This window comes from Microbacterium sp. nov. GSS16 (assembly GCF_028198145.1).
Classification (GTDB): Bacteria; Actinomycetota; Actinomycetes; order Actinomycetales; family Microbacteriaceae; genus Microbacterium.
Window position 1 is genome coordinate 1,573,291 of sequence record NZ_CP116338.1, and the last position, 25,329, is coordinate 1,598,619.

The 25,329-nt window shown below is 69.3% G+C and carries 26 protein-coding genes and 1 tRNA gene; 14 read left to right on the forward strand and 13 right to left on the reverse strand.

Annotated features, from left to right (window positions below; translation table 11 throughout):
- Positions 1–51: 51 nt before the first annotated feature.
- From PGB26_RS07455 to PGB26_RS07465, 3 genes are all read right to left on the reverse strand, one after another.
- Entirely contained in the window at positions 52–879 is an 828-nt protein-coding gene (locus PGB26_RS07455) for a serine hydrolase domain-containing protein (protein WP_271637019.1), read from the reverse strand.
- A gap of 203 nt (positions 880–1,082) precedes the next feature.
- Positions 1,083–1,155, reverse strand: a tRNA-Lys gene (locus tag PGB26_RS07460).
- Positions 1,156–1,314: 159 nt separating this feature from the next.
- Positions 1,315–1,977, reverse strand: a complete 663-nt coding sequence (locus tag PGB26_RS07465; RefSeq protein ID WP_271637021.1) for a fasciclin domain-containing protein — start codon at positions 1,975–1,977, stop codon at positions 1,315–1,317.
- Positions 1,978–2,134: 157 nt separating this feature from the next.
- Between PGB26_RS07465 and sigK the strand changes: the two genes are divergently transcribed.
- The 4 genes from sigK to PGB26_RS07485 all read left to right on the forward strand — a co-directional run bounded on the left by sigK (position 2,135) and on the right by PGB26_RS07485 (position 5,311).
- Entirely contained in the window at positions 2,135–2,737 is a 603-nt protein-coding gene (gene sigK / locus PGB26_RS07470) for an ECF RNA polymerase sigma factor SigK (RefSeq protein ID WP_271637022.1), read from the forward strand.
- Positions 2,734–3,501, forward strand: coding sequence for an anti-sigma factor (locus PGB26_RS07475; protein ID WP_271637023.1), 768 nt, complete (start codon positions 2,734–2,736; stop codon positions 3,499–3,501). The genes sigK and PGB26_RS07475 overlap by 4 nt, the downstream gene beginning before the upstream one ends.
- Positions 3,502–3,530: 29 nt before the next feature.
- On the forward strand, positions 3,531–4,160 hold the full coding sequence (locus PGB26_RS07480) for a DNA-directed RNA polymerase subunit beta (protein ID WP_271637024.1): 630 nt from the start codon (positions 3,531–3,533) through the stop codon (positions 4,158–4,160).
- Between the two features lie 269 nt (positions 4,161–4,429).
- Positions 4,430–5,311 carry an aminodeoxychorismate lyase gene (locus tag PGB26_RS07485; RefSeq protein WP_271637025.1) on the forward strand — a complete coding sequence of 294 codons (882 nt, stop codon included), beginning with the start codon at positions 4,430–4,432 and terminating at the stop codon, positions 5,309–5,311.
- A gap of 46 nt (positions 5,312–5,357) precedes the next feature.
- Here the strand turns inward: PGB26_RS07485 and pstB are convergent, their stop codons facing one another.
- From pstB to PGB26_RS07520, 7 genes are all read right to left on the reverse strand, one after another.
- Positions 5,358–6,137, reverse strand: coding sequence for a phosphate ABC transporter ATP-binding protein PstB (gene pstB / locus PGB26_RS07490; protein WP_271637027.1), 780 nt, complete (start codon positions 6,135–6,137; stop codon positions 5,358–5,360).
- A 43-nt stretch (positions 6,138–6,180) separates the two neighbouring features.
- Positions 6,181–7,263 carry a phosphate ABC transporter permease PstA gene (pstA, locus tag PGB26_RS07495; protein WP_442923017.1) on the reverse strand — a complete coding sequence of 361 codons (1,083 nt, stop codon included), beginning with the start codon at positions 7,261–7,263 and terminating at the stop codon, positions 6,181–6,183.
- A gap of 28 nt (positions 7,264–7,291) precedes the next feature.
- Complete coding sequence (gene pstC, locus PGB26_RS07500; protein ID WP_271637029.1) at positions 7,292–8,248, reverse strand: phosphate ABC transporter permease subunit PstC; 957 nt, start codon at positions 8,246–8,248, stop codon at positions 7,292–7,294.
- 99 nt (positions 8,249–8,347) lie between these two features.
- Positions 8,348–9,439, reverse strand: a complete 1,092-nt coding sequence (gene pstS, locus PGB26_RS07505; RefSeq protein ID WP_271637030.1) for a phosphate ABC transporter substrate-binding protein PstS — start codon at positions 9,437–9,439, stop codon at positions 8,348–8,350.
- A gap of 145 nt (positions 9,440–9,584) precedes the next feature.
- Entirely contained in the window at positions 9,585–10,523 is a 939-nt protein-coding gene (locus tag PGB26_RS07510; RefSeq protein WP_271637031.1) for an NUDIX hydrolase, read from the reverse strand.
- Positions 10,520–12,688 (reverse strand): RNA degradosome polyphosphate kinase, encoded by a 2,169-nt coding sequence (locus tag PGB26_RS07515; protein ID WP_271637032.1) that lies wholly within the window; start codon positions 12,686–12,688, stop codon positions 10,520–10,522. Before PGB26_RS07515 ends, PGB26_RS07510 begins: the two co-directional genes overlap by 4 nt.
- A 40-nt stretch (positions 12,689–12,728) precedes the next feature.
- Positions 12,729–13,406, reverse strand: a complete 678-nt coding sequence (locus PGB26_RS07520; RefSeq protein WP_271637033.1) for a winged helix-turn-helix transcriptional regulator — start codon at positions 13,404–13,406, stop codon at positions 12,729–12,731.
- Positions 13,407–13,497: 91 nt separating this feature from the next.
- On the opposite strand from PGB26_RS07520, the gene PGB26_RS07525 reads away from it, so the two are divergent.
- The 3 genes from PGB26_RS07525 to ygfZ all read left to right on the forward strand — a co-directional run bounded on the left by PGB26_RS07525 (position 13,498) and on the right by ygfZ (position 15,677).
- Positions 13,498–13,791, forward strand: a complete 294-nt coding sequence (locus tag PGB26_RS07525; RefSeq protein WP_271637034.1) for a hypothetical protein — start codon at positions 13,498–13,500, stop codon at positions 13,789–13,791.
- A gap of 187 nt (positions 13,792–13,978) precedes the next feature.
- On the forward strand, positions 13,979–14,581 hold the full coding sequence (locus tag PGB26_RS07530) for an FABP family protein (protein ID WP_271637035.1): 603 nt from the start codon (positions 13,979–13,981) through the stop codon (positions 14,579–14,581).
- Between the two features lies 1 nt (position 14,582).
- A complete protein-coding gene (gene ygfZ, locus PGB26_RS07535) occupies positions 14,583–15,677 on the forward strand; it encodes a CAF17-like 4Fe-4S cluster assembly/insertion protein YgfZ (RefSeq protein WP_271637036.1) in 1,095 nt (364 codons plus the stop codon).
- Between the two features lie 39 nt (positions 15,678–15,716).
- Here ygfZ and PGB26_RS07540 read toward each other — a convergent pair whose 3' ends face one another.
- Positions 15,717–16,538: a class I SAM-dependent methyltransferase gene (locus tag PGB26_RS07540; protein ID WP_271637037.1), complete on the reverse strand. Its 822-nt coding sequence runs from the start codon at positions 16,536–16,538 to the stop codon at positions 15,717–15,719.
- 181 nt (positions 16,539–16,719) lie between these two features.
- Between PGB26_RS07540 and PGB26_RS07545 the strand changes: the two genes are divergently transcribed.
- A complete protein-coding gene (locus PGB26_RS07545) occupies positions 16,720–17,463 on the forward strand; it encodes a phosphoglyceromutase (RefSeq protein ID WP_271637038.1) in 744 nt (247 codons plus the stop codon).
- A gap of 95 nt (positions 17,464–17,558) precedes the next feature.
- Here PGB26_RS07545 and phoU read toward each other — a convergent pair whose 3' ends face one another.
- On the reverse strand, positions 17,559–18,278 hold the full coding sequence (gene phoU, locus PGB26_RS07550; RefSeq protein ID WP_271637039.1) for a phosphate signaling complex protein PhoU: 720 nt from the start codon (positions 18,276–18,278) through the stop codon (positions 17,559–17,561).
- Positions 18,279–18,461: 183 nt separating this feature from the next.
- On the opposite strand from phoU, the gene PGB26_RS07555 reads away from it, so the two are divergent.
- A complete protein-coding gene (locus PGB26_RS07555; protein ID WP_271637040.1) occupies positions 18,462–19,679 on the forward strand; it encodes a sensor histidine kinase in 1,218 nt (405 codons plus the stop codon).
- Positions 19,676–20,359, forward strand: a complete 684-nt coding sequence (locus PGB26_RS07560) for a response regulator transcription factor (protein ID WP_271637041.1) — start codon at positions 19,676–19,678, stop codon at positions 20,357–20,359. Before PGB26_RS07555 ends, PGB26_RS07560 begins: the two co-directional genes overlap by 4 nt.
- Positions 20,360–20,436: 77 nt before the next feature.
- Here PGB26_RS07560 and PGB26_RS07565 read toward each other — a convergent pair whose 3' ends face one another.
- Positions 20,437–20,949 carry a DNA modification methylase gene (locus tag PGB26_RS07565; protein WP_271637042.1) on the reverse strand — a complete coding sequence of 171 codons (513 nt, stop codon included), beginning with the start codon at positions 20,947–20,949 and terminating at the stop codon, positions 20,437–20,439.
- Positions 20,950–21,099: 150 nt separating this feature from the next.
- Here PGB26_RS07565 and PGB26_RS07570 point away from each other — a divergent pair, with 150 nt between their 5' ends.
- The 4 genes from PGB26_RS07570 (at position 21,100) to rlmB (ending at position 25,305) form a co-directional block, all read left to right on the forward strand.
- Entirely contained in the window at positions 21,100–21,582 is a 483-nt protein-coding gene (locus PGB26_RS07570; RefSeq protein WP_071640539.1) for a CarD family transcriptional regulator, read from the forward strand.
- Positions 21,583–21,671: 89 nt separating this feature from the next.
- Complete coding sequence (gene ispD, locus PGB26_RS07575) at positions 21,672–22,853, forward strand: 2-C-methyl-D-erythritol 4-phosphate cytidylyltransferase (RefSeq protein ID WP_271637043.1); 1,182 nt, start codon at positions 21,672–21,674, stop codon at positions 22,851–22,853.
- A gap of 51 nt (positions 22,854–22,904) precedes the next feature.
- Entirely contained in the window at positions 22,905–24,311 is a 1,407-nt protein-coding gene (gene cysS, locus PGB26_RS07580; protein ID WP_271637044.1) for a cysteine--tRNA ligase, read from the forward strand.
- The gene (gene rlmB, locus PGB26_RS07585) at positions 24,304–25,305 is read left to right on the forward strand and encodes a 23S rRNA (guanosine(2251)-2'-O)-methyltransferase RlmB (protein WP_271637045.1); all 1,002 of its coding nucleotides are present in this window, start codon (positions 24,304–24,306) and stop codon (positions 25,303–25,305) included. Before cysS ends, rlmB begins: the two co-directional genes overlap by 8 nt.
- Positions 25,306–25,329: the final 24 nt, after the last annotated feature.

The following is a 25,329-nucleotide window of genomic DNA, read 5'->3' on the forward strand; positions in this document are numbered from 1 at the left end:
GTGGTTGCCGCGCTGAAGGGCGACGGATTCGGGTCGAGCGGCGATGGTGGCTCAGTGGCGGAGGGCGGCGAGCACGGCATCCGAGAGGGGCGGCCAGGCCTCCGACGCCCACGTCCCGAAGTCGCGGTCGGCCAGTGCGATGCACGCCGCCTGGGCGTGCGGATCGACCCAGAGGAACGTGCCGCTCTGCCCGAAGTGGCCGAAAGTGTCGGGGGAGCTGCTCGTCGACGTCCAGTGCGGCGACTTGCCGTCGCGCAGCTCGAATCCCAGCCCCCAGTCATTCGGCCGCTGAATTCCGTAGCCGGGCAGCACGCCGTCGAGACCGGGGAACGCGACGGTCGTCGCGAGTGCCAGGGTCTGCGGAGCGAGCAGCGCGGGGCGCTGGAGTTCGGCGGCGAAGCGAGCGAGGTCGGCCGCCGTGGACTCGGCGCCCGCGCCGGCCGACCCGACCAATCTCGTCGAAGTCATGCCGAGCGGCGCGAACACCGCCTCGTGGATGTAGGTGGCGAAGGGGATCTCGGCGCGCTCTTCGAGCGTCTGGGCCAGCACGTCGAAGCCGCGGTTGGAGTAGATCCGGCGGGTTCCCGGCTCGGCGCGCACCTTGTCTTCCGAGAAGTCGAGGCCGGAGGTGTGGGCGAGCAGGTGCCGCACGGTCGAACCGGGAGGGCCTGCGGGGTCGTCGAGCTCGAAGACGCCCTCCTCGACGGCGACGAGCGCCGCGTACGCCGTGAGGGGCTTCGTGACGGAAGCCAGGCGGTACACCCGATCAAGATCTCCGCGTGACCCGAGCACGCCCCCGCCGGCCTCGACGACGGCGACAGCGGCGTTGTCGACCGGCCAGCTGTCGACCTGGGCCAGCGCGTCGTCGATGACTGTCATTCGTCGTCCTTCCCGATGGTGAGCGTCTCCTCGGCGCAGAGCGCGTTGGCATCCTCCCACACGGACTCGGGCGTCGCCGCCGAGCGGGTGCGAGCATCGCAACGTGAACCGGCCCACGTCGACCCGAGCCGAGGTTCTCGAACGGGTCATGCAGGCGGTTCTGATATGTCATGTGCCTGAGGTTGCCTGACCGCGTCATCAGGTGGGCCCCGTGGGGCTCGAACCCACGACCCGCGGATTAAAAGTCCGATGCTCTGCCAACTGAGCTAGAGGCCCGTGCTTCAAGTCTAGAGGCCGTCGAACCATGTCCTGACCGCCCGGTTCGCGCACACGAAGAGGCGCCCGTCGATTCCTCGTCGACGGACGCCCCTGATCAGCCTGCGGATCCCCACCGGGCTGATCTCACCGCGTCACTCCCGCGCGGTGCTCGCTTGGTCACTGAGCCGGGGGCATCAGGACCGAGTCGATGAGGTACACGGTGGCGTTGGCGGTCTGGACGCCACCGCAGATGACGTTCGCGTCGTTCACCATCCACTCGTCACCCGAGCCGGTGACCTCGAGGTCGGCGCCCTGGACGGTGGTGTGCATGCCCTCGATGTCGGCCGGCGCGATCTGACCGGGGACGACGTGGTACGTCAGGATCGACGTGAGCGTGTCGGCGTCGGTCTTCAGGCTCTCGATCGTCGCCGGGTCGATCTTCGCGAAGGCGTCATCGACCGGCGCGAAGACGGTGAACTCGTCGCCGTTCAGCGTGTCGACGAGGTTCACGTCGGGGTTCAGCTGCCCGCTGACCGCCGAGACGAGCGTGGTGAGCAGCGGGTTGTTCGATGCGGCCGTGGCCACCGGGTCCTGCGACATGCCCTCGACCGAGCCCGCGCCGTCCGGCACCTGCTCCGCGTAGGCCTCGCAGCCGGGGCCGACGAGGTTCGCAGCCGGGTCCATGGTCTCGGGAGCATCGGACATCTCCGACGTCTCGGCCGGCTTCGGCTCCGACGACTCCATGTCCGACTCGCCTCCCATCGTGCAGCCCGACAGGACGAGGGCGCCGACGAAACCGAGCGAGAGAGCGGCGGTGATCTTCTTCTTGGTGCTGAGCATTTCAACCTCCGGGGTTCCGTGCCGCGGACCTCCCGCGGCGTCGACGGTTGTTCGGAACCCCTCCGAGATCGGATGGGAAACAATCCGAATCGGTTTCTCGGCCCGAAGAGCGCGAAGAACGGTGGGTCGAATCCGCGCGCGAGAGGAAGGATGCGGCATGCTTGTCGAGATGGTTATCGATGGCGTCGAGGTGCTCGAGGACGGGTCGTCCGGCGATCTCGCCGCCGACCTTCTCATTCGCGTCGCCGACGGCGACCAGCGCGCCTTCGCCGAGCTCTACGACCTGCTCTCGTCTCGCGTGTTCGCCCTCATCCTCAAAGTCGTCGTGAATCGCTCGCAGAGCGAGGAAGTGCTGCAGGAGGTCTTCCTCGAGATCTGGCAATCCGCTTCGAAGTTCGCTCCGAACAGAGGTCAGGGACGCTCCTGGATCTTCACGATCGCACATCGCCGGGCCGTCGACCGGGTGCGATCGTCGCAGTCCAGCACCGACCGCGACATGCGCGTCGGCGTTCGCGACCTCGGCGGTGAACGAGACGTGGTGCAGGAGGCGGTCGAATCGAAGCTGGAAGGCGAGCGCGTGGTCACCGCTCTCGCGGCCTTGCCCGAGGCCCAGCAGGAAGCGCTCATCCTGGCCTACTACGGCGGGTACAGCCAGAGCGAGATCGCGGCGCTCACAGGAGTGGCGCTCGGAACGATCAAGACGAGAATGCGGGACGGATTGACGCGGTTGCGCGGGGAGATGGGGGTGTCAGCAGCATGAACGAGCAGGAGTTCGCAGAGCTTGCGGCCGCTCACGCCCTCGGCGCCCTCGCGGAAGCCGACGCGCGGCGGTTCGCCGCGGCGCTCGCCGAGCATCCCGAATGGCAGGCCATCGCCGAAGACGACCACGACACGGTGGCCTTCCTCGCTGACGGACTCTCCCCGGTCGCGCCTCCGCCGGCGCTGCGATCGAGCCTGCTGCAGCAGATCGCGAGCCTGCCGCAGGACGGCGCAGCAGCACCCGAGGAATTGATCCCCTCGACAGTCGCAGACGACGTGCGGACCGATGCGCCGGCGCGCGCGGGAGCACCGTGGCGCCGCAGGTTCTTCGCGCTCGCCGCCGGCCTCGCGCTGATCGTCGGCGCCGGCGTGGCGACGACGACGGTGGTCTCGCAGCTGCAGCGGCCGGCATCCGTCGTCGCGCTCGACGAGATCCGCTCCGCCCCGGATGCCGAGCAGGCGGAGGTGCGGCTCGACTCCGGCGCCACGGCGACGGCGCACTGGTCGGGGGAGGTCGGCAAGGCCGTGCTTGTGGCATCCGGACTCGACGACCTCGGAGCTGACAAGAGCTACGAGCTGTGGTTCGTCCGTGGTGACGAGCCGATCGCCGCAGGTGTCTTCGACGCCGCCGACGGCACGACGACGGCGCTGCTCGACCAGCCCATGCGTGCGGGCGACGTGATCGCAGTGACGATCGAGCAGGCCGGCGGATCGCCGTCGGGCCTGCCGACGACCGACCCGATCATCGTCATCCCGACCGCCTGAACGGTCTCGACTCGGCGTACCCTTGACGGATGCCCGAGCAGTTCCATCGCCCTGTCCGCAGGCCGCCCACGGCATTCGACAACATCGTCGGCGAGGCCGATCCGGCCGAGCAGTCGCGCGTCGCCCACGCGACTGCATCCGCACTGCTCGAGCGAGCCCGCAGCGACGAGTCCGGCGTCATCACCGAGCGCCTTCTCGCCTTCGCCGCAGAGAACGGCATAGACGAGATCGCCGAGCTCTGGTCGCACGCGCCCGCGCGCTCACTGCCCGGTGCCCTGTGGCGGCTCTACCTGCTGCAGATCGCGATCCGCTCCGATGCGCCGCTGACGGCCCTGCTCTACGAGCGCGGACGCCTGGAGCTGCAGACCGCAGACGCGGCGATCGCGGGTGCCCCGGCCCCCGCCGACCCGGGCGAGCTGGTCGATCTTGTCGACGCGATCCTGCGGGGAGTGTTCCGAGGCGACTTCTCGGTGGCGCTCGAGCGGGCAGCCGCGTACTGCCGGGTGCAGGCATCCGGTGCCACCCACACGGCGGACGACTACGAGCCGACCGAGCCGCAGCGCGGAAGCGACCTGACCCGACGGGCGCTGCGGTTGACGACCTACGCCGAGGATCTCGCGGCCGCAGCGGCGGCGTGGCGCCGCGGCACTCTTACCTGACCGGCCCGCGCACCGTCGGGAATCTCGGGCGGTTCGGCCGCGGGGCGGCGCGGCGAGGGTCGACACGTCGTCGCTGACGCGGATCGTCTGATGTCTCCAACGGCGGATGCCCGTGACTGGAGGGCAGAAGAAAGGCCGGACCGCAAGAACGCCTCTCGGCGGAAGGCCGCTCGCAGCGGCGAATATTGGAGCCCGGGGTTATGCGGCCCGGCCAGTCAAGTGTAACGCGTCATCGACAGGGGTATTCCCGTCGCGTCTAGGCTGTGCATATGTCTCAGCGCTTCGCCCTGATGATCGCCCCCGCCGATGCTGCTGACGAGCGTGCGGAGTTCCGCGACACGTTCACACCGATGGATGTCGCGGCACCGGCGCTCAGCGTGGGAGAGCTCAGCACGCAGCGAGGCGACGGCGTGTTCGAGTCGATCGGAGTCGTCGACGGGCACGCGAACGAGGTCGAGGCGCACGTGCAGCGACTCGCGCACTCCGCGCACCTGTGCGATCTGCCCGCTCCGAACCTCGCCCAGTGGCGTCAGGCGATCCAGGTCGTGGCCTCCCAGGCTCCCGCGGGTGAGGCTGTGATCAAGCTACTCCTCAGCCGCGGCGTCGAGCACGGGCCGGCTCCGACGGCGTGGGCGACTGTGGCGGCGGCCCCTGACTTCAGTGCCGTGCGGCGCGACGGGGTCAAGGTCGTCACGCTCGACCGCGGTTACGACCTCGGCGCGGGGGAGCGGGCACCATGGCTGCTGCTCGGCGCGAAGACCCTGTCGTACGCGGTGAACATGGCGGCGCTGCGCGAGGCCAAGCGGCGCGGCGCCGACGACGCGATCTTCGTCACCCGCGACGGGTACGTGCTCGAAGCGCCCACCGCGTCGCTGATCATCCGCGCGGGCGGCGAGTTCCTCACACCGGCGCCCGCCGGGGGCATCCTGCACGGCACCACTCAGCTCAGCGCGTTCGAGCACCTGGAGTCCCGCGGATTCACGACCCGCTACGAGACCCTCTGCGCATCCGATCTGACCAAGGCCGATGCGGCCTGGCTGGTCTCCAGCATCCGCCTGGCTGCGCCGATCACAGCTGTCGACGGCGCGCCCCTGCCGCCCGACCCCGAGCTGACCGCCGAGCTGAACGCGTTCCTGCTCTCGCCGCGCTGACCCGGCGTCGGAAGTCTCAGACCGTCCGGCGCTTCCGATCCGGGCTCTACCCGAAGCGACCCGAGACGTAGTCCTCGGTGGCCTGCATCGCCGGGGTGGTGAAGATCGTGGCCGTGTCGTCGAACTCGATCAGCTTGCCGGGCTTGCCCGTGCCGGCGATGTTGAAGAACGCGGTCTTGTCCGACACGCGGCTCGCCTGCTGCATGTTGTGCGTGACGATGACGATCGTGTACTCGTTCTTGAGGTCCTGGATGAGCTCTTCGATCGCGAAGGTCGAGATGGGGTCGAGGGCCGAGCACGGCTCGTCCATCAGCAGCACCTCGGGCGACACGGCGATCGCACGGGCGATGCACAGTCGCTGCTGCTGACCGCCCGAGAGCCCCGAGCCGGGCTTGTCGAGGCGATCCTTGACCTCGTTCCAGAGGTTCGCGCCCATCAGCGACTTCTCGACCAGGGCATCCTGATCGCTCTTCGACATCTTGCCGTTGTTGAGCCTCACACCCGCGAGCACGTTCTCCTTGATCGACATCGTCGGGAACGGGTTCGGACGCTGGAACACCATGCCCACCTGCCGGCGCACGAGCACCGGGTCGACTCCCGCGCCGTACAGGTCTTTGCCGTCGAGCAGCACCTCGCCCTCCACGCGAGCGCCGGGGATCACCTCGTGCATGCGGTTCAGCGTGCGCAGGAACGTGGACTTGCCGCATCCCGACGGGCCGATGAACGCGGTCACGCTGCGCGGCTGGATCTCGAGGGAGACGCCCTCGACGGCGAGGAAGTCGCCGTAGTAGACGTTGAGGTCGTTGACTTCGATGCTCTTGGACATTTCGGGTTCCTTGGGGTTCGGGTGCGAATCGTTCGGGTGCGACTCAGCGGCCGGTGGTCTTCGGGGCGAACCATTTGGCGATCAGACGCGCGAGCAGGTTCAGCAGCATGACGATGAGGATCAGGGTGAGCGCGCCGGCCCAGGCGCGGGCGACCGAGGCGTCGGCCGCGGTGCCCTGGTTCATGTACGAGTTGTAGACGAACACCGGCAGGGTCATCATCTGGCCGCTCACCATGTTGGTGTTGAGGCTGGCGGTGAACCCCGCCGTGAGCAGCAGGGGAGCCGTCTCTCCGATGACGCGGGAGATGGCGAGCATCACCGAGGTTGTGATGCCGGCGATCGAGGTGGGCAGCACGATCTTCAGGATCGTCAGCCACTTGGGAACGCCGAGCGCGTACGCCGCCTCACGCAGCTCGTTCGGCACGATGCGCAGCAGCTCCTCGCTGCCGCGCACGACGACCGGCACCATGAGCACGGCCAGAGCCAGCGCGCCCATCAGGCCCATCGAGATGCCCGGCCGCACCAGCAGCGCGAAGACGGAGTAGATGAACAGTCCGGCGACGATCGACGGGATGCCCGTCATGACGTCGACGAGAAAGGTGATGCCCTTGGCGATGCGGCCGCGCCCGTACTCCACGAGGTAGATCGAGGTCATCAGGCCCACCGGCACGGCGATCAGTGTGGCCGTGAGCGTGACGAGCACGGTGCCCCAGATCGCGTGCACGATGCCGCCGCCCTCGCCGACGATGTTGCGCATCGAGTAGCTGAAGAACTCGGCGTCGAATCTGCTGACGCCGTTGGCGACGACTGTCCACAGCAGCGAGATCAGCGGCAGCAGGGCGACGACGAACGCGGCACTCACCAGTGCCGTCATCAGTCGGTCGACGGCCTTGCGGCGGCTCTCGGCGATCGACGAGACGACCGTGATGAGCACCATGTAGATCAGCACGCCGACGATGGTGGCGCCGGCGATGTTGAAGTCGGCCGGATCGGCACCGATGGCGCCGAGCGCGAAGACGGTGAACGACGTGGCCAGGGATGCCCCGAGCAGCGCCCACGGGGCCCATGGGGCCAGCCGGCCGGCCGTGAGGGAGGAGGAGGCGCGAGCGGCGCCGAGCGTGGTCATGTCGGTTCGCTCCAGAGACGTCGTCATGTCAGTTCGCTCCGGAGAACTCGGCCCGGCGAGCCACGATCCAGCGTGCCAGCGCGTTGACCGCGAAGGTCACGACGAACAGCACCAGACCCGTGGCGATGAGCGTGTTCACACCCGTGTCGTGCGCCTCGGGGAAGGCGAGGGCGATGTTCGCGGGGATCGGCGTCGGGTTCGTGGCGGTGAGCACGAGGAAGCTGTACACCGCCGCGGGGGAGAGCACCATGGTCACGGCCATCGTCTCGCCGAGCGCGCGCCCCAGTGCGAGCATGATCGCCGAGACCATGCCGCCGCGGGCGAAGGGCAGCACGGCCATGCGCACCATCTCCCACCGCGTCGCGCCGAGGGCGAGGGCGGCCTCCTCGTGCAGCTTCGGAGTCTGCAGGAACACCTCGCGGCAGATGGCGGTCATGATCGGGATGACCATGACGGCGAGCACGACGGCCGCGGTCATGATCGTCTTGCCGGTCGATGAGACCTGGCCGCCGAAGATCGGGATCCAGCCGGCGTTCTCGTTGAGCCAGGCGTACACGGGCTGCAGCAGCGGGGCGAGCACCAGCCCGCCCCAGAGGCCGAAGACGACCGAGGGCACGGCGGCGAGCAGATCGATGACGTACCCCAGCACACCGGCGAGACGGCGGGGGGCGTAGTGCGAGATGAACAGGGCGATGCCGATGGCGATCGGCGTCGCCATGAGCAGAGCGAGGAACGACGCCCACACCGTGCCGAAGGCGAGCGGCCCGACGTACTCCCAGAACGAGCGGCCTTCGAGGATGTGATTGTCGCTGGTGTCCGGTGCGAACGCCGGCAGGCTCTGGATGACGAGGAACGCGGCCACCGCGGCGAGTACGACGAGGATGATGATGCCGGCGCCGAGGGCGCTGCCCGAGAACACCCGGTCGCCGAGGCGCTGCTTGGCTCTGATCGGGGCAGGCCGCGCCTGCCTGGTCGTCGTGCTCATGGTCTCCGTTTCGGGTCGAAGTTCATCTGCGGGCTGACTCTCCGATGCCCCCGCGCCGGATCGGACGCGGGGGCATCGGTGTCAGCTGAGGGTGATGGGTCAGCCGACCTTGATCGTGTCGATGGCGGCCATGACCTTCTCACGCAGGCCGTCCGAGATCGGTGCGCTGCCGGCGTTGTCCGCCGCAGCCTTCTGGCCGTCCTCGCTCGCCACGTACTCGAAGTACGCCTTCACGAGCGCGGCGGTGTTCTCGTCCTCGTACTGCTCGCATGCGATCAGGTAGCTGACCAGGGCGATCGGGTAGGAGCCTGCGGGGGCGGCAGCCGGGTCGACGTCGAAGACGAGGTCGGCGTCTCCGCGACCCTCCTCGAGCGGCGAGGCCTCGACCAGCGCGGCGGCGGCCTCGGCCGAGTACGCGACGTACTCGCCCTCCACCCCGACCTTGACCTGGCCGAGGCCCTTGGTCTGCGAGGCATCGGCGTAGCCGATCGCGCCGTTGCCGGCCTTGATCGCCTGGACGACACCCGAGGTGCCCTGAGCCGCTTCGCCGCCCTGGATCGGCCAGACTCCATCGGCCTCGTTGGTCCAGACGTCAGGAGCGGTCGCGTTCAGGTATGCGGTGAACGTCTCGGTGGTGCCCGAGTCGTCGGAGCGGTGCACCGGCGAGATGGCCAGGTCGGGCAGCTCGACGCCCTCGTTCTGCGAGGCGATGGCCTCGTCGTTCCAGTTGGTGATGGTGCCGGCGAAGATTCCCGCGATGGTCTTCGCATCGAGGTTGAGCTCGTCGACGCCCTCAAGGTTGAACGCGACGGCGACGGGCGAGATGTACAGCGGCACCTCGACGATGTTCTCCGACGAGCAGGTCTTGAAGCCGTCGGCGAACTCGTCGAGCTTGAATGCCCGGTCGGAGCCGATGAAATCGCTCGCCCCGGCGATGAAGTTCTCGCGTCCTGTGCCCGATCCGGTCGGCTCGTAGTTGATGGTGACACCGCTGTTCGCGGTCTGGAAGGCGGCGACCCAGGCCTCCTGCGCCGAGCCCTGCGACGACGCGCCGGTGGCCTTCAGCGTGCCCTCGAGGTCGGAGGCCGCGGCCGAGTCGCCGGCGGGGGCTTCGTTCGCGGCGCAGCCGGCGAGTGCGAGGGCGGCGACAGCGCCGACGGCGCTGATACGAGCGATGCGGGTGATCTTCACTGTGGGTCCGTTCGATCGGGGATTGTGTATGGCCCGGTGCAGGGCACACAGTGACGTTAGGAGCGCCGGTTAACGAGACTCTCCCCGAGAGGTGAACGGAAGGTGAACGAGGAGCGGCCAGTCCGACCGCTCCGAGCGGACGGCGTCAGACCTTGGGCTCGTGGGTCTCGATCGAGATGATCCCCGAGCCGGGATTGGTGGCCGACAGATGCACCACCGAGAACGCTGCGACGTTGAGCGCGCTGGCGCTGTCGATGTACGAGCCCGGCACGGTTCCGGTCGCGAGGGCGAGCTCGGACAGGATGCCGGGAAGCACCGGTCCGTGGCTGCACAGCACCGTCGCCTTGCGTGAGCGAACCCGCCGCCCGATCACGGAACGGACATCGGCCTCGCCCGCGTCCCACGCGTCCTGGCTGAGCTTCGGGGTCAGGCGGGCCAGCCGGCCCAGCTTGCGCTCGAGGGGAGCGACCGTCTGCGTGCAGCGCACCGCATCGCTGGCGACGATGCGGCGAACGCCGAACGCGCGCAGCGGGCCGACGATCGCCTTCGCCTGCCGCAGGCCCTTGTCGGTCAGCGGGCGAGCGGCGTCCGCCTCGTGCCAGTCCGATCGCGCGACCGCCTTGGCGTGCCGCAGGGCGATGATGGGGAAGGTGTGCAGCACGCCGTCGTCGACGAGCCGGATGAAGTTGTCGAGGATCTCGACATCGACCGGGTAGCTGAGGTGCTTGCGCGCCTTCTTCACGCTCACCCATTCGACGCCGGAGATCTCGCCGTTCGGCACGAATGACGACGCGCGGATCGCGTCGTCGGTCGCCTCGGCCGCCCAGTAGTGCACGACCTTCTGCCGCTTCGGGCGCATCCAGTACCTGCTGACCCCGACGGGCACTCCGAGCGAGACCTGGATGCCGGTCTCCTCGCGCACCTCGCGCACCGCGGTCTCGGCGAGCATCTCGCCGGGATCGACCTTGCCCTTCGGCAGCGTCACGTCGCGGTACTTCGTGCGATGGATCAGCAGCACCTTCAGCTTGTCGTCGACCATCCGCCAGACGATCGCGCCGGCCGCGTAGACCGCCGAATCGCTCATCGGATCGCGCGCTTGCTGCGTCGCCGACGGCCCTGCACGCTGGCCATCGTCAGATCCTGCAGATCGACCAGGGGCTTGCCCTCGGCCTCGGCGACGCGCTTCCATTCACCGCCCGCGCCCAGATGCCAGGAGTTGGTCTGCGGATCCATCGCCAGGTCGAACAGGTCGTGCAGCTCCTGCAGGTGAGCGGGGTCGCGCAGTCGCACCAGCGCCTCGACACGGCGGTCGAGGTTGCGGTGCATCATGTCGGCGCTGCCGATGTAGACGATCGGGTCGCCGTCGTTCTCGAACATGAACAGCCGCGAGTGCTCCAGGTAGCGCCCGAGGATGCTGCGCACGGTGATGTTGTCGCTGACGCCCGGCAGGTCGACTCTCAGGCTGCAGATGCCGCGCACCCAGACCTCGACCTCCACGCCGGCCATGCTGGCGCGGTAGAGACCGTCGATGATCTCCTCGTCGACCATCGAGTTGACCTTGATCCGGATGCGGGCGGGCTTGCCCGCCTCGGCGTTCGCCCGCTCCGCGTCGATGTGCCGCAGCAGTCCCTTGCGCAGATGGCGGGGTGCGACGAGCAGGTGCTTGAACTTCTTCTCGATCGCATAGCCGCTGAGCTCGTTGAACAGCCGGGTGAGGTCCTTGCCGACCTGCGGGTCTGCGGTGAACAGGCCGAAGTCCTCGTAGATCCGGCTGGTCTTCGGGTTGTAGTTCCCCGTGCCGATGTGGGAGTAGTGGCGCAGCACGCCCTCCTCCTCGCGAATGATCAGCGCGAGCTTGCAGTGCGTCTTCAGCCCGACCAGGCCGTACACGACGTGCACGCCGGCCTTCTCGAGCTTGCGCGCCCAGACGATGTTGTTCGCCTCGTCGAAGCGCGCCTTCACCTCGACGAGGGCGAGCACCTGCTTGCCTGATTCCGCCGCGTCGATCAGCGCCTGCACGATCGGGCTGTCGCCGGAGGTGCGGTACAGCGTCTGCTTGATGGCGAGCACATGCGGGTCGCGGGCCGCCTGCTCGAGGAACGCCTGCACGCTCGTCGCGAAGGATTCGTAGGGGTGGTGCACGAGCACGTCGGCCTTGCGGATGGCGCGGAAGATGTCGGAGCGCTCGTTGCTGTCACCCGGCTGGAAAGCCACGGCGGTGGTGGGCAGGTGCGGCGGATAGCGCAGATCAGGGCGATCCAGACGGCCCAGATCGAACAGCCCGCGAAGATCGAGCGGGCCGGGCAGCCGGTAGACCTCCTGGTCGGTGATGTCGAGCTCTCTGATCAGCAGCTCGAGGGTCACCTCGTCCATGTCGTCGGTGATCTCGAGGCGGATCGGGGGGCCGAACCGACGCCGCAACAGCTCGGCCTCGAGCGCCTGGATGAGGTTCTCGCTCTCATCCTCCTCGATCTCGACGTCCTCGTTGCGGGTGAGTCGGAACGCGTGGTGGTCGAGCACCTCCATACCGGGGAAGAGATCGCCGAGGTGGTTCGCGATGAGCTCTTCGAGACGGATGAAGCGGGTGATCGGGCTGGTGCCCGGCACCTCCACGAAACGCGGGAGCATGGTCGGCACCTTGAGGCGGGCGAAGTCCTGCCGGCCCGTGCGGGCGTTGCGGATGCGGATCGCGAGGTTCAGCGACAGACCCGAGATGTAGGGGAACGGGTGCGCGGGGTCGACGGCGAGAGGCATGAGCACCGGGAAGACCTGAGCCTGGAAGTACTCCCCGAGCGCACCGCGCTCGGCGTCGGTGAGGTCGTCCCACTCGGTGATCTCGATCCCGGCGTCCGCGAGAGCCGGGCGCACGAGATCGTTCCATGCGGCCGCGTGACGCAGCTGAAGAGCGTGCGCATCGTGCGAGATGTCGGCGAGCACGTCGCTCGGCGAACGGCCGACGTTGGTTGGCACGGCGAGGCCGGTGAGGATGCGGCGCTTGAGGCCGGCCACCCTGACCATGAAGAACTCGTCGAGATTGCTGGCGAAGATCGCGAGGAAGTTCGCCCGCTCGAGCTCCGGCAGGGATGGATCCTCGGCCAGTTCGAGCACGCGCTGGTTGAAGGCCAGCCAGCTCAGCTCGCGGTCGTGGTAGCGGTGGTCGGGCAGCACCGCGTCCGGAGCCTCGTGGGCATCGAAGTCGTCGTCTTCGGCATCCCCGAGACCGGTGTCGACAAGGGCGGGTTCCATCATGGGGTACATCCTTGCATCCACCGGTGACGGATGCGTGAACTCAGTCCGCCACCGCCGCAGGCTCGTCATGCAGATTGAACCGGTAGCCGACGTTGCGCACGGTCCCGATGACCTGCTCGGCGTCGCCGAGCTTGGCGCGCAGACGCCGCACGTGCACGTCGACGGTGCGCGTACCGCCGAAGTAGTCGTATCCCCACACGTCGCTCAGCAGCTGCTCGCGCGTGAACACCCGAGACGGATGAGTCGCGAGGAAGTGCAGCAGCTGGAACTCCTTGTACGTCAGATCCAACGGCCTGCCGTGCAGCTTGGCGGAGTAGGACTGCTCGTCGATCGTGATGCCCGAGGCCTGAACGTGGGCGGGGGCCACGGCATCCGCCCGCGCCAGCGCGAGCCGCAGCCTGGCGTCGATCTCGGCAGGTCCCGCCGTGCACAGCAGCACGTCGTCGAATCCCCAGTCGGACGCGATAGCGCTGAGACCACCCTCGGTGACCACGAGCAGCACCGGCGTCTCACCTCCCGCGGTGCGCAGCAGCCGGCACGCCGCCCGGGCCGCGACGAGATCGCCTCGCGCGTCGACGACGACGACGTCGCTCTCGGGCAGGTCGAGAAGACGGGTGGTGTCGAGAGGGTGGCGGCGGATGCCGTGCGACAGCAGCTCGAGCGCGGGCAGTGCCGGATCCCCTTCGGGAGCGGAGGTGAGTGCCAGCACGAGGACCACGCGTCAATGCTAGTGGCGGGCGCAACCCGCATGACGGGAAGCCGCAGGCGGCATGCCGGCTGCCCGCAGGTGCGGCCGTTACGATGTCACCATGTCTGAACCGGCCTCCGCCCCGCGCAGCGACTTCCGTGGCATGGTCGCGGTCTGGATCGCCTCCCTGGTGGTCGCGGTCACCCTCGGCATCGTGCTGCCCGAGGAGGACAGGGTCGGCTGGCTGCTGATCGCCTTCGGCGGGATCGTGCTCGTGTCGTTCGCGGTTCAGCTCGCCTCCGGTCGCGCACAGGGATTCATCGTGCGGGTGGCGGGAAGCGTGGTCGGCGCGTTGATGATCATGGGCGCGGTGTCGGCGGTCTTCGGCATCGCCGCGCTCGCCACGGCGCTCTGACGTCGACTCGGCCCGCGCTGGGGAGGGGGCCCGCTCCGCGGGCGAGGGGTAGAGTGGGCGCATGGACCTCGTCGCGCTCGAATTCTTCTTCCTCGGCCTGCTGGGGCTGGCGAGCCTCGCGATCGCCTTCGTCTCCGGCGTCGTGCTCGTCAACCTGTTCCGCGGCCAGCGCTGATCCGACGCCGTCGTGATCGAGCTGCCCACCGACCTGCCGGCTGATCTCGCGCCCCTGTCGTGGCTGCTCGGTGTCTGGGAGGGCACCGGGGTCATCGAGTACACCGCGGGCGAGCAGCGCTACCAGGGCGAGTTCTCGCACCGGGTGAGCTTCAGCCACGACGGCGGTCCGTTCCTGAACTACGCCGCATCCGCTTCCTTCCTCGGAGCCGAGGGTGCCGATGAGCCGGTCGCCCTGCTCGCCGAGACGGGCTTCTGGCGCCTCGCGCAGCCGCGCACGGATGCCGATCCGGGGCCCGCTCTGCTTCCGCCCACCGCACAGTCTCAGCCGCGAACCGTCGACGACGTCGAGGCGCTGCGCACCGACGACGGCTTCCCGCTCGAGGTTTCGGTGACCCACTCCGACGGAACGCTCGAGCTCTACCTGGGCCGCATCGCCGGCCCGCGCATCGACATCGCCACGGATGCGGTGGTTCGTCCGGCCGGATCGAAGCCGTACTCCGCCGCCACCCGCATGTACGGGCTGGTCGACGGTCACCTGCTCTGGGCCTGGGACATCACCGCCCTCGGCGAGAAGCTGAAGTCGCACGCGTCGGCTCGCCTGGCGAAGGTCTGACATGGGCGCGTTCGACGACCTCCCCGGCGCGGTGCGCGAGGGTGAGCTGATCGCGCACTTCGGCAACCCGCTCGTCGAGCAGCGGCGGCTGGCATCCGGTGAGGCGCTCGCACCTCTCACCGACCGGGTGCTCATCGAGGTCGCAGGCGTCGACCGGTTGACCTGGCTCGACTCGATCACCTCGCAGTCGGTGGCGCGGCTGCACGCGGGCGACAGCACCGAGCTGCTCGTGCTCGATCCGCAGGGCCGGGTCGAGTACGCCGCGGGCGTGCTCGACGACGGCTCGTCCGTCTGGCTGATCGCCGACGACGGGGATGCCGAGAAGCTGACCGCGTGGCTGAGCCGCATGGTCTTCCGCTCGCGTGTCGCCGTCACGCCACGACCGGACGCGCTGCTGGTCGGGTTCTTCGCCGGCGGCGCGGCCGAGGCTCGCGTCACAGCATCCGCTCCGCATGGCGTCCCGCTGATCTGGCGCGACCCGTGGGCGCGCGTGCAACCCGGCGGGCACCAGTACGCCGCCGAAGCCGGGCATCCCGCCGCGGACTACGCCTGGGGCATCGCCGTCGTCGATGACGCTCGCTCCCTCACCGGTCCGTTCGCGGGGGCGCTCGCCGCAGAGGCGCTGCGCGTCGCCGCCTGGCGGCCGCGCTGGGCGCGTGAGGTGGACGATCGCAGCATCCCGCACGAGGCCGACTGGATCCGCAGTGCCGTCCACCTGAACAAGGGCTGCTACCGCGGGCAGGAGACGGTCGCGAAGGTGCACAACCTGGGGCATCCGCCTCGCCGGCTGGCGGCGCTGCTGCTGGACGGCAGCGACGTCGTGATGCCCTCGCCGGGTGACACGGTGCTGGCAGGGGATGCCGAGGTCGGCCACATCACATCGGTCGCCATGCATCACGAGGACGGCCCGATCGCCCTGGCCATGCTGTCGCGCCGTGCGCCGGTGGGCGAGCTGGTCGTGCGCACGGGGGAGACGCTGATCGCGGCCGCTCAGCAGGTGATCGTCCCCGCCGACGCAGGTGCCACCGCCGATGTTCCGCGCCTGACGCGCCTGTCACGCCGCCCCGCCGGCGAGGATCCGCGCCACTCCCGCTGACGCGCCCCGACTCGCGCCCTCGCCACGAGACAGGCCCGATCAGGGGCGTGGGGCGACCGCGTGCCACGGCAGGGTGAGCTCGCCCAGTCGCCAGCGTGACTTCGTGCCGTGAACCGGGACGCCTTGCGCCCTGAGCGCCGAGACGGCGGCGAGCCACCGCTGCACCGGACCGAACGTCGACAGCGGTGCTGCCCGCTCCCATTCGCGCTCCAGGGCGGTCAGCAGTGCGTGGATGCGCTCGCCGGGCACGTTGCGGTGGATGAGCGCCTTCGGCAGGCGCTCGGCGATGATGCCCGGACGCTCGAGCCCGGTCAGCCGCAGCGAGATCGTGAACGCCATCGGCTCTCCGTCGCTCGTCACATCCACCCAGCTGGCTACGCGACCGATCTCGTCGCACGTGCCCTCGAACAGCATCCCTCCCGGAGCGAGCCTGGCGGTCACGCGCCGCCACGCGTCCGCGACGTCCGCCTCGTCGTACTGGCGCAGCACGTTCATCGCCCTGATCACTGCGGGGCGTCGGCCGTCCGGCACGGGCACCTCGAAACCGCCGCGCGCGAACGAGACGGGCAGGTCGGCGGCGAACGGCGTTCGGCCCGCCCGCACCTCGTCGAGCTGGGCGCGGGCCGTTGCGACCCGGTCGGGATCCAGCTCGAGGCCCAGCACCTCGGCATCCGCCCTCTCCCGCCGCAGCCTGGTCGCGAGCTCGAACGCGGTGACACCGCTGGCCCCGTACCCGAGATCGATCACGAGCGGGTCGGATGCCCTGCGGAACGCCTCCGACGCGACGATCCACCGGTCGTTCCGCCGCAGCCGATTCGTTCCCGTCGTCCCCCTCGTCGGATTGCCCAGAGGTGCGCTCATCCTTCTATTCTCCCCACTTGTTCCATATCGCTCGCGCCCCACACGTGCAGTCGAGGGCGGAGTGACGTTCCCGGAGCGAGCATCGGGGAGGGACCCGCGAAGCGGGAGGGGCACCCGTTCTGCGAGCGAAGGGAACGTCACGCAGCCCGCCACCCAAAGCCGGAAAAGATAGGCTGGGCCCATGACCCGCACTCTGATTCTTCTGCGTCACGGCCAGAGCGAATGGAACCAGCTCAACCTCTTCACGGGATGGGTGGACGTCCGCCTGACCGATCAGGGCAAGTCCGAGGCACGCCGCGGTGGCGAGCTGCTGGCCGAGTCGGGTCTGCTGCCCGACGTGCTGCACACCTCGCTGCTGAGCCGTGCGATCCAGACCGCGAACATCGCGCTCGACGCGGCCGACCGCCTGTGGATCCCGGTGAAGCGCTCGTGGCGCCTGAACGAGCGTCACTACGGTGCGCTTCAGGGCAAGGACAAGGCGCAGACGCTCGAGGAGTTCGGGCCCGAGCAGTTCCAGCTGTGGCGCCGCTCGTTCGACGTGCCGCCGCCCCCGCTCGACGACGACAGCGAGTTCAGCCAGGTGGGCGACGCGCGCTACGCGGGCATCGACGGCGAGGTGCCCCGCACCGAGTCGCTCAAGCTCGTCATCGACCGCCTGCTGCCGTACTGGAACGACGCGATCGTCCCCGACCTCGATGCGGGCAAGACGGTTCTCGTCACCGCGCACGGCAACTCGCTGCGCGGCCTGGTCAAGCACCTCGAGGGCATCAGTGACGATGACATCGCCGAGCTGAACATCCCCACGGGCATCCCGCTGGTGTACGAGCTCGACGATGACAACGTGCCCACCGGGGCGAGCCGCTACCTCGACCCCGAAGCTGCCGCAGCGGGCGCAGCCGCGGTCGCCGCGCAGGGCAAGAAGTGACGCCGTAGACACCCCCTCACGCCGTCGAGGCCCCCTCTGATCCGAGTGGATCGGAGGGGGCCTCGACCGTCACGGGCGCCGGTGACGGTCGAGCGTCAGGGCGCAGAGGCTCCGGGCGCGGAGGGAGCCGCGCTGGACTGCGCCTCGGCAGCCAGGGCGATGTCCTCCTCCTGCACGGCCCAATCGCCGGTCGCGAGGTACACGACCTTCTTCGCGACGGCGACCGCGTGGTCGGCGAAGCGCTCGTGGTAGCGGCTGGCGAGTGTGGCGTCGACCGTCGCGGTCGCTTCGCCCTTCCAGTTGTCGCTGAGCACCTTCTCGAAAACGCTCGCGTGCAGCTCGTCGACGTCGTCGTCGGCGTTGCGGATGTCGTCCGCGAACCGAAGGTCCTGCGTGCGCAGCAGGTCGGCGAGGGTCCCGGCGATCTGCACGTCGAGCTCTCCCATGCGGCGGAAGGTGCCCTTCAGCCCCTTCGGCACTGCGCGTTCGGGGAAGCGCAGCCGCGCCAGCTGCGCGATGTGCTCGGCCATGTCGCCCATCCGCTCCAGCGATGCGCTCACCCGCAGCGCGGTGATCACGATGCGCAGGTCGCGGGCGACCGGCTGCTGGCGCGCGAGGATCTCGATCGCCTGCTCGTCGAGCGCGACGGCCAGATCATCGATCTTCGCGTCGTCGGCGATGACCTCCTCGGCCAGCGCGACGTCGCTCTCGGCGAATGCAGTGGTCGCCTTCTGGATCGCGACCGTGACCAGATCGGCGATCTCGGCGAGCTGGGACTGCAGCTCTTCGAGGGACTGATGGAACACTTCGCGCATGTCGGCGCAACCTTTCGTCGGGGGTTCGGCTGGGCTCGCCGGGGCACGCGCTCGCGCGGCCGGAACGATTGTCCGGGTCGAAGGTTAACGAACGGTGCCGGGAACGTGAATACTAGTCGTTCCGCCGTGTGACGACGCGGTGCACGTCGGGTGAACGACATGCCGACCTCTACTGTGGAAGGCATGGATTCCGCTCAGCTGGCGCTGTTCGCCCTCGCCGTCGGCGCGCTGATCGGGGCTGGCGCCGTGCTGCTGGTGAGCTGGGCGTATCGCGTGCGAGCCCTCGCGCTGCAGGAGACCTCGTCGGCCGTGCCCGCAGGGGTCGCCGACGTGCTGGCGAGCATGGACGACGCCGCGTGCGTGCTGGACGCCTCAGGGCTGGTGGTCGCCACTTCGAACGCCGCCGCGCGCTTCGGGATCCGGGAGGGCGCGGTGCTCGAGAACGGCGAGCTGCGCCGGCTCGTGCGCGGCGTGCGCGACAGCGGCACCGGCGCGACCGAGACGCTGCGGCTCACCGGCGGTGCGTCGCTCGACCCGCGCCTGGTATCGGCGCGGGCCAGCTCGGTGGGTCCGCAGCTCACCCTGTTGATCATCCGCGATGTCACCGAGCGCGAGCGCCTCGATCAGATGCGCACCGACTTCGTGTCGAACACCAGTCACGAGCTGAAGACGCCGGTCGCGTCGGTCAGCCTGCTCGCCGAGGCGATCGAATCGGCCGCCGACGACGCCGAGCAGGTGCGCATCTTCGCCGCTCGCATCTCGGCTGAGGCGGCCCGCCTCGGTCAGCTCACCGGGCGCATCCTGAGCCTGTCGCGCCTGCAGGCGGCCGAGAGCCTGTCGCAGGTCGAGCCGGTCGCGATCGACGAGGTCGTGGCAGCGTCCATCGAGGCGCATTCCGTGCAGGCCGACTCGGCCGGTGTCGAGCTGAGCCGCGGCGGTGAGCGAGGAGCGTGGGTGCGCGGCGACGCGCAGGTGCTGATCGAGGCGGTCGGCAACCTCATCGCCAACGCGATCGTCTACTCGCCGCGCGGCTCGCGCGTCGGCGTCGGTGTGAAGGTCGACGGTGATGTCGTCGAGATCGCGGTGACGGATCAGGGCATCGGGATCTCGGATGCCGATCGCGAGCGCATCTTCGAGCGCTTCTACCGTGCCGACGAGGCCCGTTCCCGTCGCACCGGCGGCACGGGGCTGGGGCTGTCGATCGTCAAGCACGCCACCCAGCGGCACGGCGGCGACGTGCGCGTGTGGTCGCGTCCCGGCCGGGGATCGACGTTCACCGTGCGTCTGCCGGCCGCGAGCGCACCCGAGAGCGCCGACAAGAAAACCAAGAGGAAGACCAAGAAGAAGCGCGTGAGCGGGGATGCCCGTGCGCGCGACGCCCGGAACGGAGAGCTCGCATGACCCGCATCCTTCTCGTCGAGGATGAGCCCGACCTGGCCGACCCGCTCGCGTATCTGCTTCGGCGCGAGGGGTACGAGGTTGAGATCGCCGAAGACGGACCCGGCGCGCTCGCGGCGTTCCGCGAGCGAGGCGCCGACATCATCCTGCTGGATCTCATGCTTCCCGGTATGGCGGGCACCGAGGTGTGCCGTCAGGTGCGGCAGACATCCGGCGTGCCGATCATCATGCTGACCGCGAAGGACTCCGAAGTCGACATCGTGGTGGGACTCGAGCTGGGCGCCGATGACTACATCACGAAGCCGTACTCCTCACGTGAGCTGCTGGCGCGCATGCGCGCCGTGCTGCGTCGTGTCGTGCAGGCCGATGCCGAGCTCGACGAGCGCGTGCTGGAGGGCGGCAGGGTGACGCTCGACATCGACAGGCACACGGTCGCCGTGGACGGTGCCGAGATCAACGTGCCGCTGAAGGAGTTCGAGCTGCTCGAGGTGCTCATGCGCAACGCGGGCCGCGTGCTCACGCGCGGACAGCTGATCGATCGGGTCTGGGGCAGCGACTACTTCGGCGACACGAAGACGCTGGATGTGCATATCAAGCGCATCCGATCGCGCATCGAGAAGAATCCGGGCGACCCGGTGATGCTCGTCACCGTGCGCGGCCTCGGCTACCGCTTCGAAGGCTGATCCGCCGCCGGACGCACAAGGAGGCCGGCTCCGAACGGAGCCGGCCTCCTTGTGCGTCGCGGCTGACGCCGCGGAAGTCAGGATGCCGCGTCGATGGGCTCTGCTGCGGGGACGAGGTCGGCGTACTGCGGAAGCGAGCCGTCGAGCACGGGAACCTGGGCGGGAGTGGCCTCTCCGGCGCCCGAGACGATGAGCACCTCGACGGTCGCTCCGGGCTTGACATCGAGGTTCTCGATGCGCAGCGGCATCTTGTCGGCGCCGAGGCTGACACGATCCTCGCCGGGCACACGCAGCGAGAGCTGCTCGCCCGCGACGTCGATGTCGACCGAGGCGGTCTTCGCGCCCTCGTTGATGAACGCGCCCACCAGGTTACCCACTTCGCCGTCCTCGGTGGTGACGACGAAGACGTTGCGCGCGACGACGTCGCCGCCCGTCTCGTCGAAGGGCACGCCATCGGAAGCGGGGTAGGGGTTCGTGGTCGCCTGGTGCGTGATGAACGTGCACCCGGTCGTGCCGAGAGCGAGCGCCGAGCCCAGGGCGATGGCGGCGATGAGACGCGGAGCGATGGACGCAGCAGAGCGCGAGTTCACGGATCCTCCTGAGGTGCGACGGGTGTCCTGGATCAGTCTAGTGGGTCGGGCGCCCGCGGCGACGACGGATGCCGCTGCGGGCCCGACCGGCGCGAACCTTACTGCATAACGGCTGTGGTATGCTGGAGATTGCCGAAAGGACACGTTTTTATGCTTTTTGAGGTTGGCGAAACCGTCGTCTATCCGCACCACGGAGCCGCGACGATCATCGAGGTCAAGGACCGCGTGATCAAGGGGGAGACCAAGAAGTACCTGAAGCTCAACGTCACGCAGGGCGATCTCATCATCGAGGTTCCCGCCGAGAATGTCGACCTGGTCGGCGTCCGCGACGTGATCGGCAAGGAGGGTCTCGAGAACGTCTTCGAGGTGCTGCGCGCCCCGTTCACGGAAGAGCCCACCAACTGGTCGCGCCGCTACAAGGCGAACCTGGAGAAGCTCGCCTCTGGTGACGTGATCAAGGTGAGCGAGGTCGTGCGCGACCTGTGGCGCCGCGATCAGGACCGCGGTCTCTCCGCGGGCGAGAAGCGCATGCTCGCCAAGGCCCGCCAGATCCTCGTGTCGGAGCTCGCTCTGGCCGAGAAGATCGACGAGGACAAGGCCGGCGCTCTGCTCGATGAGGTGCTCGCCTCCTGACGAGCGCGTCGGCGACGGGAATTGCGAAGAGGGCGGATGCTGCGGCATCCGCCCTCTTCGCATTCCGCGACGCGCGATAGCGTGAGAAGGTGACTGCGCACCCGACTCCCACCACAGCGATCATCGTCGTCGCCGCCGGCTCCGGAACGAGGCTCGGCGCCGGAGCGCCGAAGGCGCTCGTCGACGTCGACGGCCGCACCGTGCTGCGTCACGCGCTGGATGGCGTGTTCGCCGCCGCGCCCATGCAGGTCGTCGTGGTGGCGCCCCCCGGGCGGGAAGAGCAGGTGGACGCCGAGGTCACGGCGTCAGCAGGGGAACGCCGCCACCTGGCGAGCGTCGTGACCGGGGGGACCACCCGTCAGCAGTCGGTCGCTGCGGGTCTGGATGCCCTGCACGACGACGTGCGCATCGTGCTCGTGCACGACGCGGCGCGCGCTCTCACCCCGGCCTCGCAGATCGACGCGGTGGCGGATTCGGTGACCGATGCGGGCGTGATCCCCGCGCTCGCCGTCGTCGACACGCTCAAGAGGGTCGAAGGGGACGATATCGCCGGGCCGGTCGACCGCTCGGTCTTCGTGGCCGCGCAGACGCCCCAGGGATTCCCGCGAGCAGCCCTGCAGGACGCATACGCCGCGGCACAGGCCGCGGGCGATGATCACACCGACGATGCGGCGCTGTTCTCCGCCGCCGGGGGCGCCGTGCGTCGCATCCCCGGATCCGAACGCGCCTTCAAGATCACGACCCCCGACGATCTCGAGCGGGCGCAGCTGCTGCTCGGTGCACGTCCTGGCGGCTCATGCATGCCGCGTATCGGCGTCGGCACTGACGTGCACGCGTTCGGCGGAGAGGGCAGCCTGTGGCTGGCCGGGCTCGAATGGCCGGGTGAGCCTGCGCTGTCGGGCCATTCGGACGGTGACGCCGTGGCGCATGCGATGGTCGACGCCCTGCTCGGCGCCGCGGGGCTCGGCGACATCGGGCAGCACTTCGGCACCGCACACCCCGAGTACGCGGGAGCGCACGCAGATGTCTTCCTCGCGCGCACCGCTGCCATGCTCGCCGAGGCGGGCTTCGCCATCGGCAACGTGTCGGTGCAGTTCCAGGGCAACCGGCCGCGCTTCAGCGCACGCCGCGCCGAGGCCGAGGAGGTGCTCTCGACCGCGCTCGGCGGCGCCGTCGTCACGGTCTCGGCGACCACCACCGACGGTCTGGGGTTCCCCGGTCGCGGCGAGGGGATCGCCGTCACCGCGGTGGCGCTCATCCACCGGAGCTGACCGGAAGACCACGCCCAGGCAGTCCGTGCCCCGCCCCGGTAGTCTTGTGCAGTGACGATCCGCCTGTACGACACTCGCGCGCAGCAGCTGCGCGACTTCGCCCCGCTCGATGCCTCGAACGTGACGATGTACGTCTGCGGACCCACCGTGCAGTCCGGTCCGCACATCGGGCACGTGCGCGCCGCGCTGAGCTTCGACCTGCTGCGTCGCTGGCTTGCACGCCGCTACGGGCGGGTGACCTTCGTGCGCAACGTGACCGACATCGAAGACAAGGTGCTCGCCAACGCGACCGGGACCGAGCCGTGGTGGGCGCTCGCATACCGCATGGAGCAGGAGTTCTCGCAGGCGTACGCCGCTGTCGGCATCCTGGCACCGACCTACGAGCCGCGGGCGACCGGGTTCATCCCGCAGATGCACGACCTGATCGCGACCCTCATCGATCGCGGCCACGCCTATGCCGCCGCCGACGGCTCGGGCGACGTGTACTTCGACGTGCGCTCGTGGCCGGAATACGGCTCGCTCACGCATCAGTCGGTGGACGCGATGGAGGCGGCCGCGGACGCCGACCCTCGAGGCAAGCGGAACCCGCAGGACTTCGCGCTCTGGAAGGGCGCGAAGAGCGACGAGCAGCCGGATGCCGTATGGGATTCGCCGTGGGGCCCAGGCCGGCCCGGCTGGCACATCGAGTGCTCGGCGATGTCGAGGCGCTACCTCGGCGCGGAGTTCGACATCCATGGCGGGGGACTGGACCTGCGCTTCCCGCATCACGAGAACGAGCTCGCGCAGTCGACCGCCGCCGGCGACGCGTTCGCGCGGTACTGGGTGCACAACGGCCTCGTCACCGTGGGCGGGCAGAAGATGTCGAAGTCACTGGGCAACTTCACCCTCGCCGCCGACGTGCTCGCAGTTCATCACCCGCTCGTGGTGCGCTACGCACTCGCCGCCGCGCACTATCGTTCGAGCCTGGATCTGACCGAGTCGTCGTTCGCCGAAGCCGAGGCCGCCCTCGGGCGAATCCGATCGTTCCTCGAGCGCGCCGCGCGCCTTCCCGCCGAGTTCTCGTCGGCGGCGGATCTGCCGGCCGCGTTCGCGGCTGCGATGGACGACGACCTCGGCGTCCCGCAGGCGCTCGCGGTGCTGCACGAGACGGTGCGGGCAGGGAACAGCATGCTCGACGCCGGGCGCAGCGGCGACGCGCAGCTCGCGGCGCTGCAGGTGCGCGACATGGCGGGCATCCTCGGGATCGACCCGCTCGCGCCGGAGTGGCGCGGCGACGTGACCGGCGCGGACGAGGCATCCGCCCTCGACGCGCTCGTGCAGACGATGATCACGCAGCGCGCGCAGGCGCGCGCAGACAAGGACTGGGCCGCGGCCGATCGAATCCGAGACGCGATCGGCGCGGCAGGAATCACTCTGGAGGACACTCCGGACGGAACGCATTGGAGTATCGATGGCTAAGCCTGGCCGCCCCGGAGCGGGCAACAGCAAGAAGAAGGGTGCTTCCAAGGGCACCGGCGGCCTCGGCCGCAAGGCGCTCGAGGGTCGCGGCCCCACGCCGAAGGCCGAGGACCGCAGCTGGCACGTCGCCGGCAAGCGCAAGGCGGCACAGGAGCGGTTCGCAGCGGCCGGCGGCAAGGGGCGCGTCGGTCAGAAGCCGCAGGGTCGCGACATGAACCGTCAGGCCCGCAGCAAGGCATCCGACGACACCGAGACCGTCACCGGGCGCAACTCGGTGCTCGAGGCGCTGCGCACCAAGATCCCCGCGACGACCTTCTACATCGCACAGCGCGTCGAAATGGACGACCGCGTCAAGGAGATGCTCGCGATCGCGCGGCACCGGGAGATCCCCGTGCTCGAGGTGACCCGTCAGGAGCTCGACCGCATGGCCGGCTTCGACGGCGTGCACCAGGGCGTCGCGCTGAAGGTGCCGCCGTACGAGTACGCGCACCCGCAGGACCTGCTCGAGCAGGTGATCGACCGTGGCGAGACACCTCTGTTCGTCGCCCTCGACGGCATCACAGACCCGCGCAACCTCGGCGCCATCATCCGATCGACGGCAGCCTTCGGCGGGCACGGCATCATTCTGCCGCAGCGCCGCTCGGCGAGCGTGAACTCCGCCGCGTGGAAGACCAGCGCAGGCGCCGCGGCCCGCCTGCCCGTCGCGCTCGCGGCCAACCTGACCACGCTGCTGAAGGAGTTCAAGAAGCAGGGCGTGTTCGTGCTCGGCCTCGACGGCGGGGGAGACGTGACGCTGCCTGCACTCGAGCTGGCCGACCGTCCCGTCGTCATCGTCGTCGGATCCGAGGGCAAGGGCCTCTCGCGCCTGGTCACCGAGACGTGCGACCAGATCGTGTCTATCCCGATCTCGTCGGCCACCGAATCCCTGAACGCCGGCATCGCGGCATCCGTCGCGCTCTACCAGGTTTCGACCGTCCGCGCCGCCGCGGAATAAGGGCGCGGTTGCGCGACTTGTATC

What these genes read in the sequence shown, in the direction of transcription:
- PGB26_RS07455 (WP_271637019.1), bottom strand. Translation starts at nt 879, where the DNA reads ATGACAGTCATCGACGACGCGCTGGCCCAGGTCGACAGCTGGCCGGTC.
- PGB26_RS07465 (WP_271637021.1), bottom strand. Translation starts at nt 1,977, where the DNA reads ATGCTCAGCACCAAGAAGAAGATCACCGCCGCTCTCTCGCTCGGTTTC.
- sigK (WP_271637022.1), top strand. Translation starts at nt 2,135, where the DNA reads ATGCTTGTCGAGATGGTTATCGATGGCGTCGAGGTGCTCGAGGACGGG.
- PGB26_RS07475 (WP_271637023.1), top strand. Translation starts at nt 2,734, where the DNA reads ATGAACGAGCAGGAGTTCGCAGAGCTTGCGGCCGCTCACGCCCTCGGC.
- PGB26_RS07480 (WP_271637024.1), top strand. Translation starts at nt 3,531, where the DNA reads ATGCCCGAGCAGTTCCATCGCCCTGTCCGCAGGCCGCCCACGGCATTC.
- PGB26_RS07485 (WP_271637025.1), top strand. Translation starts at nt 4,430, where the DNA reads ATGTCTCAGCGCTTCGCCCTGATGATCGCCCCCGCCGATGCTGCTGAC.
- pstB (WP_271637027.1), bottom strand. Translation starts at nt 6,137, where the DNA reads ATGTCCAAGAGCATCGAAGTCAACGACCTCAACGTCTACTACGGCGAC.
- pstA (WP_442923017.1), bottom strand. Translation starts at nt 7,263, where the DNA reads ATGACCACGCTCGGCGCCGCTCGCGCCTCCTCCTCCCTCACGGCCGGC.
- pstC (WP_271637029.1), bottom strand. Translation starts at nt 8,248, where the DNA reads ATGAGCACGACGACCAGGCAGGCGCGGCCTGCCCCGATCAGAGCCAAG.
- PGB26_RS07510 (WP_271637031.1), bottom strand. Translation starts at nt 10,523, where the DNA reads ATGAGCGATTCGGCGGTCTACGCGGCCGGCGCGATCGTCTGGCGGATG.
- PGB26_RS07515 (WP_271637032.1), bottom strand. Translation starts at nt 12,688, where the DNA reads ATGATGGAACCCGCCCTTGTCGACACCGGTCTCGGGGATGCCGAAGAC.
- PGB26_RS07525 (WP_271637034.1), top strand. Translation starts at nt 13,498, where the DNA reads ATGTCTGAACCGGCCTCCGCCCCGCGCAGCGACTTCCGTGGCATGGTC.
- ygfZ (WP_271637036.1), top strand. Translation starts at nt 14,583, where the DNA reads ATGGGCGCGTTCGACGACCTCCCCGGCGCGGTGCGCGAGGGTGAGCTG.
- PGB26_RS07540 (WP_271637037.1), bottom strand. Translation starts at nt 16,538, where the DNA reads ATGAGCGCACCTCTGGGCAATCCGACGAGGGGGACGACGGGAACGAAT.
- PGB26_RS07545 (WP_271637038.1), top strand. Translation starts at nt 16,720, where the DNA reads ATGACCCGCACTCTGATTCTTCTGCGTCACGGCCAGAGCGAATGGAAC.
- phoU (WP_271637039.1), bottom strand. Translation starts at nt 18,278, where the DNA reads ATGCGCGAAGTGTTCCATCAGTCCCTCGAAGAGCTGCAGTCCCAGCTC.
- PGB26_RS07555 (WP_271637040.1), top strand. Translation starts at nt 18,462, where the DNA reads ATGGATTCCGCTCAGCTGGCGCTGTTCGCCCTCGCCGTCGGCGCGCTG.
- PGB26_RS07560 (WP_271637041.1), top strand. Translation starts at nt 19,676, where the DNA reads ATGACCCGCATCCTTCTCGTCGAGGATGAGCCCGACCTGGCCGACCCG.
- PGB26_RS07570 (WP_071640539.1), top strand. Translation starts at nt 21,100, where the DNA reads ATGCTTTTTGAGGTTGGCGAAACCGTCGTCTATCCGCACCACGGAGCC.
- rlmB (WP_271637045.1), top strand. Translation starts at nt 24,304, where the DNA reads ATGGCTAAGCCTGGCCGCCCCGGAGCGGGCAACAGCAAGAAGAAGGGT.